At 69.6% G+C, this 12,150-nt stretch carries 7 protein-coding genes; 2 read left to right on the top strand and 5 right to left on the bottom strand.

Features of this window, described 5'->3' with window-relative positions:
* Window positions 1-53: 53 nt before the first annotated feature.
* Window positions 54-1,355, bottom strand: coding sequence for an MFS transporter (locus tag ACTWQH_RS29260; RefSeq protein WP_443289801.1), 1,302 nt, complete (start codon window positions 1,353-1,355; stop codon window positions 54-56).
* A 256-nt stretch (window positions 1,356-1,611) separates the two neighbouring features.
* Entirely contained in the window at window positions 1,612-2,016 is a 405-nt protein-coding gene (locus ACTWQH_RS29265) for a nucleotidyltransferase domain-containing protein (RefSeq protein ID WP_443289802.1), read from the bottom strand.
* A 754-nt stretch (window positions 2,017-2,770) separates the two neighbouring features.
* On the opposite strand from ACTWQH_RS29265, the gene ACTWQH_RS29270 reads away from it, so the two are divergent.
* Window positions 2,771-5,017 (top strand): xyloglucanase, encoded by a 2,247-nt coding sequence (locus ACTWQH_RS29270; protein WP_443289803.1) that lies wholly within the window; start codon window positions 2,771-2,773, stop codon window positions 5,015-5,017.
* A gap of 33 nt (window positions 5,018-5,050) precedes the next feature.
* Here ACTWQH_RS29270 and ACTWQH_RS29275 read toward each other — a convergent pair whose 3' ends face one another.
* From ACTWQH_RS29275 to ACTWQH_RS29285, 3 genes are all read right to left on the bottom strand, one after another.
* Entirely contained in the window at window positions 5,051-7,276 is a 2,226-nt protein-coding gene (locus ACTWQH_RS29275; RefSeq protein WP_443289804.1) for a family 43 glycosylhydrolase, read from the bottom strand.
* Window positions 7,277-7,329: 53 nt separating this feature from the next.
* Complete coding sequence (locus ACTWQH_RS29280; RefSeq protein WP_443289805.1) at window positions 7,330-8,268, bottom strand: glycosyl hydrolase; 939 nt, start codon at window positions 8,266-8,268, stop codon at window positions 7,330-7,332.
* 212 nt (window positions 8,269-8,480) lie between these two features.
* The gene (locus tag ACTWQH_RS29285) at window positions 8,481-9,467 is read right to left on the bottom strand and encodes a LacI family DNA-binding transcriptional regulator (protein ID WP_443289806.1); all 987 of its coding nucleotides are present in this window, start codon (window positions 9,465-9,467) and stop codon (window positions 8,481-8,483) included.
* Window positions 9,468-10,256: 789 nt separating this feature from the next.
* Between ACTWQH_RS29285 and ACTWQH_RS29290 the strand changes: the two genes are divergently transcribed.
* Complete coding sequence (locus tag ACTWQH_RS29290) at window positions 10,257-11,780, top strand: glycosyl hydrolase family 28 protein (protein WP_443289807.1); 1,524 nt, start codon at window positions 10,257-10,259, stop codon at window positions 11,778-11,780.
* Window positions 11,781-12,150: the final 370 nt, after the last annotated feature.

The raw sequence follows: 12,150 nt of genomic DNA on the forward strand, positions 1-12,150 counted from the left end.
GCTGACGGCGGTGCCGCCGCAGGTGCCGCCGCACAGGCGGCGGACGGCCGGCGCTAGGCCCTGGCCGGGCGGGCGGCCGGCGGCGGCGCGTCCCGCAGGGCCGGCAGCGTCCGTCCCAGGCGGGCGAGCGGGGACAGCGCCATCAGCACGGGGGACGCCAGCATGCCGGCGGCCGTCACCAGGAGGCCGGTGCGCAGCCCCCACCCCTCCGCGAGAAGGCCGCCGAGCACGGAGCCGAGCGGGGTCAGGCCCATGCCGACGAACGTGATCGTCGCCGCCGCCCGGCCTTGCATCCCGTCCGGGGTGACGGCCTGCCGCACGGCCATGACCGTGACGTTGACCAGCTGGCCGAAGGCGCCGAACACGAAGTTGACCGCCACGAGCGCGGGGATCGTCACCGCGGCAGGGCCGTGCAGCGCGGGCACACACAGCATCACGCCGTCGCCCAGTGCCGCCGCGGACACGAGCACCACGCCGTAACCGAAGCGGCTCGGCAGACGGGCGGCGAGCAGCGAGCCCAGGAGCGCGCCCGGCCCGGTCGCCGCGAGCGCCAGCCCGACGGCGGTGCCCGACAGGTGCAGTTCCCTGGGGAGGAAGAGCAGATAGATGGTCATCGTGGCCGCCAGGAAGAACTGGAAGGCGGCCGAGGCGAGGCAAACGGCCCGCAGCGAGGGGTCGCCCACGACAAAGCGGAGGCCCTCCTGGATCCGCCGCCAGACCCGAGGGGGACGTTCCGCGCGCTCGGGGATCGATTCGCGGCGGCGTATCCGCCGGATCGACAGGAACGACAGCACGAAGAACAGCGCGCTGGTCGCGGCGGCGATCGGCGCCGACAGCAGGGACACCAGCGCGCCGCCGAGAGCGGGGCCGCCGATCTGGGCCGCGGACCGGCTGCCCTCCAGGGCACTGTTGCCCCGCAGCAGCTGGTCGCGTCTCACCAGGCGTACCAGGGACGCCTGATACGCCACGTCGAAGAACACGGACAGGGCCCCGACGGCGAAGGCGACCACGAGCAGGGCCGGCAGGCCGAGTCCGCCGAGGAGGCCGGCCACGACGGCCGCACCCAGCGCCATGGCCCGGCCGGCATCCGCCAGCACCATCACCGTGCGGGTCCGCCACCTGTCCACCCACGCGCCGACGAAGAGCGAGAGCAACAGGATCGGCGCCTGCCCCACCGCCCGGAGGACGCCCAGCTGGCCGGCGTCGGTGTTGAGCGTCAGGACGGCGATCAGTGGCAGAACCACCAGGCTCGCGTGCTCGCCCAGCTGGGAGGCGGTCTGGCCCGCCCAGAGCCTGCGGAAGTCGGCGTCCCGCCACAGGCTGGGAGGAACAGAGCGGGCGGAATCGGACGGCACAGGGACCCCTTGGGTTGCCGAGGACGAGGCCCGCCACCCGGCGCACGACAGGGCGCACCGACGGTTCAGGCGGGGGAAGGCTCGCTGTGCCACGGATCATGGGCGGCACGCGATGACGGGCCGACGACGGCCTACGACGTCAACGCGCGCTCGGACGACCGGGCATGTCTCAGCTCCTCGTGGGTCACTCGCTGCGCGACGAACAGTAGCCTGCGGCGCTCCGGCGCGAAAGCGCCGCGGGTGAGGCGGCGGGTGGTCATGAGCCGCAGGCCTCGATCAGTGAGGCGAGGACTCCCGCTGGGTCATGCAGCGGCCGGGCGCCGTCGGTGACGACACGGCGTGTGCCAGGGTCCACAGGGTCGGTCCGTGCCCACTCCGGAGGCCCGATGCCGATCTCAACTTCCAGGCCCGAGGCCGTGGCAAAGCGCCGTTCGGTGATGGGTCCCCACGATTGAGTTCGGACCAGCTCGCCGAGGGCGAGCTCGTTGGCCCAGGCGTTATGGACGTACCGGGTCTGGTCCGTCGTGAGCAGGACGATGTCGATGTCGGAGTCGGGCCGCGCGGCATCGCGGGCGTACGAACCGACAAGGAGTAGGCCGACGATGTCCTGATGGTTCGCGGCCCAGCGTGTGATGCGGTCGGTGATCTCCCGCACGTCCATGACCCGTTCCTGTGAGATCTCGGCCTGACCGGCTGGACGTTCACGGCGCGTCAAGTGAGCTCCTGGGCGGATTGAGGGCGGCTGTCCTCGGCAGCGTAGGCGCCCCGGCCCCTCCCGGCGCGTCCACCGCCCTGAACGACCCACCCGACAACGCACTCCGACAGGAGCAAGCCGCCAGCGACCTCGTCGACCACGCGCTGTGCGACACCCCCGGCAACGGGCGTTGAGATGGGCGGGGGCGGCAGGCGTGCGAGGCATGGGCAGGCTCCTCCAGCGGGCCCGGCAGCCCCGCCGGAGCGAGTGAGCAGCTTCGCTCTGCGACATGTTCGCCTCTCACCGGCCTTCCGTTGCTCCCGTTCGTCGAAACGCTTCAACTCCTCTGGCCCGCAGCCCGGGGATCCGGGCCATCCTGACCCAGGGACGAGGGGGCATCGCTGGGGCGAAGTACGAAACCAATTTCGCTCGTGCCCAGAGTCTTGTGCGGTCAGCCCGCCGCTTCTAACCTCGGGCAAGCTGTTGTTGAAGCGCTTCGACGAAGCTGCCTTGTGTCGCCCTTCTCTCCCGCTGCGTGAGGGCATCCCACCGCATGGCGTCCTCCGGATATGCGCCCGTGCCACGAAAGGTGAGCCCAGTGTCGAGTTCCCCCGTACCCCCGCCCTCCCTCCCGTCCGCACGTGGTCCCGGCAGACGCACCGTCCTTCGTTCGGCGACGGCCGCCGCAGCCGCAGCCGCCGTCGCGGGCGGCGTTTCCCTGGTGCCGGCCGCCACCGCCCATCCCGCGAACGCCTCGGCGCGATCCTCCAGAGGGTATGTCTGGCGCAACGCGGAGATCGTCGGCGGCGGCCTCGTCACCGGCATCGTCTTCAGCCAGAGCGAGCCGGGCCTGGTCTATGCGCGCACCGACATCGGTGGCGCCTACCGGTTCAACAAGCGCACGGGGCGCTGGGTCCCCCTGCTCGACTGGGTCGGCTGGGACCACTACGGCCACACCGGCGTGATCAGCATCGCCACCGACGAGGCCGACCCCGACCGGGTGTACGCGGCCGTGGGGACGTACACCATCCCCGAGTGGGACCCCACGATGGGGGCGATCCTGCGCTCCACGGACCGAGGCCGCACGTGGCAGACGACCATGCTGCCGTTCCGCCTGGGCGCGAACATGCCGGGCCGCGGCATCAGCGAGCGCCTGGCCGTCGATCCGCACCGCAACGCCGTTCTCTACCTCGGCGTGCGCGGCGGCCACGGCCTGTGGCGCTCCGCAGACTACGGAGAAACCTGGGCGAAGGTCGAGAGCTTCCCCAACGCCGGCACCTTCGTCCCCGACCCCAACGACACCGGCGGCTACAACGGCGACAACATCGGCGTGCTCCAGGTTGTGTTCGACAAGCGTGACGGCCGGCGGGGGCGACCGACGCGGACGCTGTACGTCACGGTGGCCGACACCGAGAACATCCTCTACCGCTCCACCGACGCGGGCCGGACCTGGGAGCGGGTCCCCGGCCAGCCCACCGGCTTCATCCCCCACAAGGCGGTCCTCGACCACGAGAGCGGCTACCTCTACCTGGCCACAAGCGACACCGCGGGCCCGGGCGACGGCTCCAAGGGCGACGTGTGGAAGCTCGACACCGCCACCGACACCTGGACGCGCATCAGCCCGGTGCCGTCCACCAGCCCCGACTGCCAGTGGGGCTACTCCGGCCTGTCCATCGACCGGCAGAACCCCGACACCCTCATGGTGGTCACCCAGGTCCTGTGGTGGCCCGACATCATCATGTTCCGCTCCACCGACGGCGGCGCGAGCTGGACCCGCGCCTGGGACTGGGGATCGGACGGTGAGCGCACCCTCCGCTACGCCATGGACATGTCGGCCTCCCCCTGGCTGACCTGGAACAGCCCCGGGGCCTCGCCGAAGCTGGGGTGGAGTACCGAGGCACTGGAGATCGACCCCTTCTCCTCGGACCACTTCCTGTACGGCACGGGCGCCACGATCCACGGCTCCGACAACCTCACCGACTGGGACACCGGCGGCACCGTGCAGATCGACGTCCGCGCCGAAGGCCTGGAGGAGACCGCGGTCCTCTCTCTGATCAGCCCTCCGGTCGGCGCGCACCTGTTCTCCGCCGTCGGGGACGTCGGCGGCTTCCGGCACACGGACTTCACCCGCGCCACGACGATGTACGACACACCCACCTTCAGAACGACGGTCGCTCTGGACTACGCCGAGAAGGCACCCCACACGATCGTCCGGGTCGGTTACCCCAACGACAGTGAATCGACCCAGTACTTCGCGATCTCGACCGACGGCGGTGACACCTGGGCCCCCTCCGGAAGCGAACCGGACGGCGTGACCGGCCCGGGCGTCGACGACAACTCTGTCGCGATCGCGGCGGACGGCGGCCGCGTCGTGTGGGCTCCCGCGGGCGCGCCGGTGAGCTGGAGCACCGACGCGGGCCAGACGTGGACCGCCTGCGAAGGCGTCCCGTCCGGCGCGGTGGTGCGCGGCGACCGCGTCAATCCCGCGGTCTTCTACGCCTGCCACGCCGGCACCTTCTACCGGAGCGGCGACGGCGGCGAGCACTTCGAGGCGACCACGGCGACCGGCCTGCCCGCCGAGGGCAACGTCCGGTTCAAGCCGGTTCCCGGCCACGAGGGCGACATCTGGCTGGGCGGCGGCGAGACGGGCAAGGTCTACGGGCTGTGGCGCTCCACCGACGGCGGCACCTCCTTCACCCGCCTGCCGGGCGTCGATGAGGGCGACAACGTCGGCTTCGGCAAGCCCGCGCCCGGACGCTCCTATCCGGCCGTCTACACCAGCTCGCGCATCGGCGGCGTACGCGGCGTCTTCCGCTCCGACGACGCCGGCCGCACCTGGACCCGGATCAACGACGACCAGCACCAGTACGCCTGGACCGGCAACACCATCACCGGCGACCCACGCATCTACGGCCGCGTCTACCTCGGCACCAACGGCCGCGGCGTCCTCTACGGCGAGCCCACCTGACCGGCCAACGAGGACACGTGAGGACGGCCGACGTCATTGCCCTCGTCCGTCCTCCATCCTGATGTTCGCCGCGATGTCCATCACGTAGGGTCTGCCCTCGTAGTGGACGGTGATGACGGTGGTGCCGGTGCCGGTGGGCCGGACGAGACCGTCGACGACTGCCGCCACGGCCGGGTCGGTGACGGTGAAGCGCAGTCGGCCGGCAGGGACCAGGTGCCGGGCCCCGGTGGCGTCACTGCGGTACAGCCTGACCGGCTCGCTCTCCCCGGAGCTGGTGAAGGAAAGCTCCCCGGTCTGCAGGAATGCCTCGCCTTCCACGCGCGGGACGGACGCGGAGTATCGGAAGAAGTCGGCGTCCACAAACCCCGGAGGGCGGCCGTCGCCGTCGTCGCCGCCGTCACCGCCGTCGGAGCCGGATCCGGCATGGGAGTTGTCGTAGGTGTAGGTGTAGATTCCGACGCGGTCACCGCGGTATCCGCCGAAGCGGGGCAGCGCCATCTTGGTCACGGCACGGACGAAGGTCATTCCGCCGTCGAGGCTGTAGTAGTAAGCGACGGTCTGGTCCGCGTCGGTGCGGGAGATCAGATCCACGGTGGCGACGCCGTCCGGCACTGTGGCGACCGGCGTGACGATGTCATCGTCCTCGATGATGACGCGCCTGATCGTTCCGGCATTCTGCACCGCTATGGCGTTGTGGCACGTGCCGCCGTTGAAATGGGCGAGGCCGGCGCGCTGTCCGCCGGTCATGTGGCTGATGTCGAGACGTGTGGTGACCTGCGTCTGGTCCGAGCGCAGGTGACGCTGGTGCAGCGTGTTCCCCGCGTGGAAGAACGAGGCGTTCCCCCCGGCAGTGCCGAACGCCTTCAGACGCATCCATCCGGGGCGTTCTGTCAGGCTCCAGTAGCCGGACCTCGGCTGGTGGTTCCACAGCCACCGTCGGTCCAGCGTGGGACTGGCGAACTCGTCACTGCCCTGCGGACTGGTGACCGGATAGGTGCGCGGCCGGCCGGTAGGCGTGCCGGGATAGGTCCAGTTCCCGGACGCGTCCCTCTCGATGTCCCGGACGACAGGCTTCGGCGCGGTCCACACCATCGTCCCCAGTCCCGCGGCATCGGTCTCGCCACCAATGACGGGCCAGCCGCCCGGCGGCCACGTCACCGGCAGCAGATGCGGCTGGCGGCCTGCGGAGCCGCCCTCCGTGCCGTCGTTCATCTGGGCAAAGAAGAACCAGTCGCCGTCGGGGGTGTCCAGAAAGCCGCCCTGCAAGGGCACGGAATCATCCGCCAGGCGTCTCACCTCATATCTGCCGACGTGTCCCGGGCTGCCGGGGGTGCCGTCGGGCAGCGTTCCGTACAGGCTGGTCGACCGGAGCATGTAGCACCCCATGCCGGAGATGCCGTCCTCGTTCAGCCCGTTGTCGAGCCCCTGGAAGTCGCAGTAGAACAGGTAGTAATAGTCCCCGCGCTTGTAGATTTTGTTGCCCTCCGGGCCGGCGCGCCTGCCGCCGAACAAATCGCCGCCGAGCAGCCCGTGACCGGCGAGCGTGACGGTGTCCCCGCTGGAGTTCGTGTACGTGAGGTCGTACTGGCTCATGTCGGCGTTCGTCAGGGTGGTGACGGCGTCATCGACGGTGAACAGGACGTTGCCGCGTACGTTCGGCTGCATCGGGTCCGGTCGATCGTCGCCGCTCGTGCCATTGACGTGCGAGGCCGCGAAGTAGGTGTCGATGGCCACGAGTCTGCCGCTCGCGTCGTATTTCTCGTCGAAGAACAAGGTCGGATCCGTCCACAGGGACGTGACCAGGTCACGGCCATGCCTGTCCTTGAGAATTCGGGCGTCCCATTGTCCTGCGGGGTCGCTCGCCGACGCGACGAACATGCCACCGGTCACGGTGTTGACGGCGATGTAGAACATCCTCGTCAGCGGGTTGTGCTTGATCGACGGCGCGTAGACGCCCTCGTTGTACTCACTCATGCCGGTCCAGTTGTACCGGTCCCTGCCCCAGTCGCTGAAGCCGTTGAACGTGGTGCTGCCACCGAGCAGGGTGATGTCGTCGAACGCGGCAGACACGGTCCTCCAGTTCACCAGATCCCTGGAATGCAGCACCGAGACACCCGGCGAGTCGACGAACGTCGACGTGACCGCCCAGTAGTCGTCACCGACCCGGATCGCGTCCGGATCGGCGTAGTCCGATCCGAGAACGGGGTTGGTGTACGTGCCGTCGCCGTTGTCTCCCCATGGGTCGACATAGCCCACCATCCAGGTGCTCCTTCGCTCGATGAACCGACAGACCGTCACAGAAAAGAGCGAGGCTAGGACTGAGGGGCCAGATCGAGCCGGACGGGCTCGTCGCGGTCGCAGCGCAGCGTGCCGTCGGAGACCCGAGCGGCGGCGACCTGAAGCGAGGAGCGGCGGGTGGCGTACGTGCTGTCGTCCTCGGCGGCGGTGCCGACGCGGCCCGGGTGCGTGAAGTAGAAGATGTAGGCGGTCTCCCCCTGGACGACCACGTCGGCGTGGAGCCCGACGGTCCCGTCGTCGGGGCGGCTGCCCGGCCTGTCCAGGATCAGTCCCTGGCGTTCCCAGGTGGTCAGGTCGTCCGAGCGCAGCACGCCCTGTCCGCGCCATTCGTCGACGAGCATCCAGTAGTGGCCGCCGAGTTCGAAGATGTTGGGGCCCTCGTGCCCGCGATGGCCGACAGCCAGGCCGGTGGGCCGCCAGTGGTACAGGTCGGGGCTGTCAGCGGCGCAGGTGAGCGAGCCCCGGGAGTCGTCCTTGAACCACATCCGCCAGCCACCGCCCGGCAGCGGGAACACACACGCGTCGATGACCCAGTCGGAGCCGAGGTCGAGGGCGCCGTGATGATTCCAGTCCAGCAGGTCGGGGCTGGTGTAGTGGCGGATGCGGGCGGGGCTGCCCCAGGCGTCGGGTACGCCGCGGATGTAGCTGACGTACATGTGGTAGAGCCCGTCGTGCCAGATGATCTCCGGTGCCCAGAACGTGTTCCTTCCCCACTCGGTGTCCAGACCGGTGAGGGTGCCCCGGTAGGTCCAGGTGCGGCCGCCGTCCGCCGACGCGGCTACGCCCAGGTCGGTGCCGTGGACCCAGGCGACGCCGGGTCCGGGGGCGGTGGTGCGGCGGTTGGTGTAGACGAGCCACCATTCGCTGCTCTGACGGTTCCAGACGGCGACGGGGTCGGCGGCCCCGTCGTGCACCGGGTCGCGGAAGAGGGGGGCGCCGGCTGCGGAGTTCATGGGGGTCTCCCTTGTTTCAACGGGGTTGGAGCGGCTTCGGGGGTGGTGCGAGAGGAGGTGACGAGGATTCGGCCCCACCCCGGCCCCAGGCGGGCCTGGGGGCAGCGGTGCGCTGCCGCACACCCGGGGCGACATGTCTGCCGACGCCACGGCCGGCGGCTCTGGGCCTCGGCAGCGGGTTTTCCCGGCGGGAGCCGGCCGCTCGCGGCGGTTCAGCCGCCTGTCGACTCCCGGATCACCACCGAGAAGTCACCGACGAACTCCTCGTGATCGGTCGCGGGCGCGGTCTGCTCGATGCGCCTGATCAGGAGGTCGACCGCCCGCCCGGCCATGCCGTCGTGGTCCGGATCGACGCTGGAGAGCGAGGGGATGAGGAACTCGCTTCCCGCGACGTTGTCGAAGCCGATCACCTTCACCTCATCGGGCACCCGGATCCCGGCGTCGGCCAAGCCCCGCAGCACACCCATGGCCAGGGAGTCGTTCACGCAGAACACGCCGTCGAATTCAAGCCCGCTGCCCGCCATCTCCCGAGCACGTTCCGCACCGTCGCGCATGTCGGTCCTTTCCAGCTGCTGGATCAGGGCGGGGTCCGACGGCAGGCCCGCGTCCTCCAGCGCCTGCTGGTAGCCCGGGAACCGCAGGCCGGAGGTGTCGACTTCCTCCACCGCCCCGGACAGGAACACGATGCGCCGGCAGCCCCGCTCGATCAGGTGCCGGGTGGCCGCCCGGGAAGCCTCGAAGTTGGGCATGGCGACGTGGTCCACGGGCCCGCCGATGACCCGGTCACCGAGGATGACCACCGGATGGTCCACCTTGAGCCGCTCGACGTCGGCCTGTCCCATGCCCGCGGCAGTGAGGATGAGCCCGTCGTACAACCGGTTGCGCGACAGGGACAGTGCGTCCAGTTCGTTCTCCCGGGAGGCGCCGGTCTGCTCGATGCTCACCCGGAGGCTGTGCCGCTCGGCCGCGGCGATGATGGAGGCGGCCAACAGGCTGTAGTAGGGGCTGTGCACCGTCGGGACGGCGAGACCGATCGTTCCGGTACGGCCCTTGCTCAGATTGCGGGCCGCGACGTTGACCCGGTAGCCGAGCCGGGCCATTGCCTCCAGGACGTTCGCTCGCGTCGACCTGCGCACGTTCGGGTGATCGTTGATGACGTTCGAAACGGTCATCGGCGAGACGCCGGCAGCCTTCGCCACATCCCTGATCGTTACCACGCTCGCCCCTGGTCTGCGGTCTCGATACTCACTCGCATGCTATGCCCGCGTCCTCGGCCGTGCCGTGCTCGCTGGAAGGGCGGAGTTCCTCCCGGAGGAAGGGAGTTGGGCAGAAGACTGGAGGTGCGCGATGTCGAGAGTGATGACCGCGGTGGCGTGGGCACGGAGGTAGTCCTGCCTTGGTGTGTGGTGGTCGTGGGCAGTGCGTCAGGGGCGCCGAAGCGGGGGCGTAAGCAGGGATGGCCCAGCATTTCCCAGCCCACGCCCGCCCTATTTGGGCGACCATGGCCCCATATCAAGGATTTACTTGTAGCGGTACAAACGCTGCCATCGTTACGCGGGGGAGTCAAGAGCGTGTCGTCAACCCGCCCAGCCGCGGCACTTCGGGCACGGTGCCCCGTGCCCCGCGCCCCGTGCCTCCGCGCCGCGCTCCGCACAGCATCGCCCGGCCCTTCGGTGGGACCCAGGGACAGCGGCACGGGCACGGGCTCCGTGCCCGCGGTTCCGACGGCCGAGCGAGTTGACGCAACACCCTTGGCTCCTCCGCGCAACGATGCCAGCCTTTGTACCGCTACAAGCAATTACCTGTTAACGGTGCATAGTGCCCCAAATAAGGCGGACGTGGACTGGGAACGCTGGGCCATCCCTGCTGCGGATGACGGCGCCTCACGGGGCCTCAAATAATCCTGCACACCCCCTTGACGAAACGCCCGTGCCCGCACGACGGTATGGCAACCGGTTTCTAGATGACGTTTTCTGAAGGGCCGCCTCATGAGCATGCCAGTCACCCGTCGCACGACCCTCCAGGCGGCCGGTGCCGCCGCCCTGGCCGGCGCCGCCGCCGGCGTTCTCGGCGCCGGCCGGGCCGGGGCCGGGGAGCAGACCGCCGACGGGAACACCGTGGTCACCTACCCGATCCCGTCCGGCGTGGCGACCAACGCCGCCTTCACCGTCAAGGTCCGCCCGGTCGGCGGCACGTGGGAAACGCTTGGCGTCTACCTGGCCAAGCTGCCTCTGATCGACCCCCTGACCGGCCGCAACCAGGCCCAGAACTCCTCAATGGCGTACTTCGACTTCTCCGGCACGGTCGAGGTGGAGGTCACCTTCGTCCGGGGCGGGGTGGAGAAGGCCCGCATCCGGCCCGACTCCTACGGCATCACGCATGAACTCGTGGGCAGCACGGTGCACTTCACCCTGAACCGGCCCCGGAACGTCGTCGTCCAGGTCAACGACGAGATCTTCAACTGCCTGCACCTGCTCACCAACCCCATCGAGACCGAGCGGCCCGCCGAGGACGACCCGAACGTCATCTACTTCGGCCCCGGCGTCCACACCCACCCCGACCACACGCTGAAGGTCGCAAGCGGCCAGACCGTCTACCTCGCCGGCGGCGCCGTTCTCACCTCCAACGTCGTCTTCGACGGGGTGGAGAACGCCCGCCTGATCGGCCACGGCGTGATCCAGAACGCCGCGGGCGGCTCGATCGACGTCGTGAACTCCGAGAACATCCACGTCAACGGCATCACGGTGCTCAACTCCCGGTACTCGACCAGGATCGCCGAGTCGAACAACGTCTCCTTCATGAACCTGCGCTCCTTCACCCACCTGGGCTGGGGCGATGGCATCGACGTCTACTGCGCGGAGAACGTCACCATCGACGGCTGCTTCCTGCGCAACTCCGACGACTGCATCGCCATCTACGCCCACCGCTGGGAGTTCTACGGCGACGTCCGCAACATCACCGTCAAGAACTGCACCCTGTGGGCCGACGTCGCCCACCCCATCAACATGGCCGTCCACGGCAACGACGACCCCGCCAACCACGAGGTGCTGGAGAACCTGAACTTCGAGAACATCGACATCCTCGACCACCGCGAGCCGCAGGTGATCGCCCAGGGCTGCCTCGCCATCAACGCCGGCGACGGCAACCTCGTCCGGGACGTCAGGTTCGACGACACCCGCGTCGAGGACTTCCGGTGGGGCCACCTCATCCACATGCAGGTCTCCTTCAACCCGAAGTGGAACCAGGTTGCCGGCCGCGGCATCGAGAACGTCTACATCAAGGACCTCACCTACAACGGCACCAACGCCGAAACCTCGCTGCTCATCGGCCTCGACGCCGACCACCTCGTCAAGGACGTCACCTTCGAGAACCTCGTCATCAACGGCCGCGTCATCCGCGACAGCGGCGGCAAGCCCGCCTGGTACCTGGCCTCGGACGGCGTGCCCATGTTCGTCAACGACCACGTCCAGAGCCTCCGCTTCCTCACCACCGAGGAGGCAGCAGCCCTGTGACCCCGCTGACCGGCCGCGGCTTCCCCTCCGCCTCCTCGCTGCTGCCGGCGGCGGGCGCGGGTGGCCTCGCCCTGCCCGCGCCCGCTCGGGCGGGCGCGGCCGCCGCCCACCAAACGCCTCATGTGGTGCGTCGCCGGCGACCACGCCCACGCCCACGCTCAAGGAGGGACAGGACAAGGTGAAGCTCCAGGTCAACGGCCGTGACACAGGCGTGCGCCACAGGCGGCTCGAGCGTCGGGGAGTGTGAGGATGACCACAGACACCGCGGCAAGACTCGATCGTGTGCGGGTCCCGCGCCGCAAACGGGGTGCCGTGTCGAAGGAGACCATGCGCCGGAGGGCGCGGCGGAGCTTCGCGCGTCATTGGACGT

Source organism: Streptomyces sp. 6N223, from assembly GCF_052246635.1.
Taxonomy (GTDB): Bacteria; Actinomycetota; Actinomycetes; order Streptomycetales; family Streptomycetaceae; genus Streptomyces.